Below are 996 nucleotides of genomic sequence, written 5' to 3'. Positions count from 1 at the left end.
GGATTATCTGTAGGTTTTCCTGGTCTTGAGAAGTCTAGTTCTATCTGGTTTTCATAGGCCCATTTATCCAAAACTTTACTAATAAATTCACTTCCATTATCTACTTTGATACGCTTTGGAAGAGTGCAATTCTCCGAACTAACCTTTTCCATAACATTTACAACATCACTTCCTTTTAATGACTGTCCTGCTTCAATAGCAAGGCATTTTCTACTATAATTATCCACTACAGTTAAAGCCCTAAAGCGACTCCCATTATATAGCTGATCACTGACAAAATCCATACTCCAGCATTCATGTAAACTAGAAGAATTACCATCTGATGGTTGTCTGTGTAAGGCTGAACGATTCCTTTTAGGACGTTTGCTTCTCAAATTAAGCCCCTCTTCACAGTAAATTCTATAAACACGCTTGTGATTATCCATAAAGCCTTCTCTTCTTAGTAGGATATAAACCCTCCAAAAGCCATAACGAACGCGGGTTGATGCAATTTCTTTGATCCGCATACGCAATAAAGTATCATCTCTTTTATTTGGCTTATAATAATAAACACTTTTGTGCAAAAGAACCAGCTTCACGCAACGGTTAACAGAGATATTATATTCCATTCGTATTCCACGGACCATCTCCCGCTTTCGAGATGGCCTTAAAACTTTTTTTTAAGAACGTCCTGGAGAATTTGCTTATCAAGACTAAGATCTGCTACCAGTTTCTTTAATTGAAAATTCTCCTCTTCTAAGTTCTTGAGTCTGCGCAATTCGGAAACACCTAATCCTCCATATTTCTTCTTCCAATTGTAAAAGGTAGCTTCACTTATTCCCATCTTTCGACAAACCTCAGATACACGCGTACCTGTTTCGGCCTGCTTGATAGCAAATACGATTTGACTCTCCGTGAATTTTGATCGTTTCATATGCAAATAATTGTTTAAAGTTACACATTTATTTGCTCGGTTTTCTCTAGTTTTAAATTGTCCGGTTTAACGGGAGGAGGTCA

1 pseudogene is annotated in these 996 nt (G+C 37.3%); it reads right to left on the bottom strand.

Features of this window, described 5'->3' with window-relative positions:
- A pseudogene (locus FGF67_RS17575) lies at positions 1 to 913 on the bottom strand (IS3 family transposase); the annotation flags it as partial.
- Positions 914 to 996 lie beyond the last annotated feature (83 nt).

This window comes from Allotamlana fucoidanivorans, assembly GCF_006265225.1.
In the GTDB taxonomy this organism is placed as follows: domain Bacteria; phylum Bacteroidota; class Bacteroidia; order Flavobacteriales; family Flavobacteriaceae; genus Allotamlana; species Allotamlana fucoidanivorans.
Note: the sequence above shows the minus strand (reverse complement) of the source record. Positions and strands in the feature narration are given on the sequence as shown.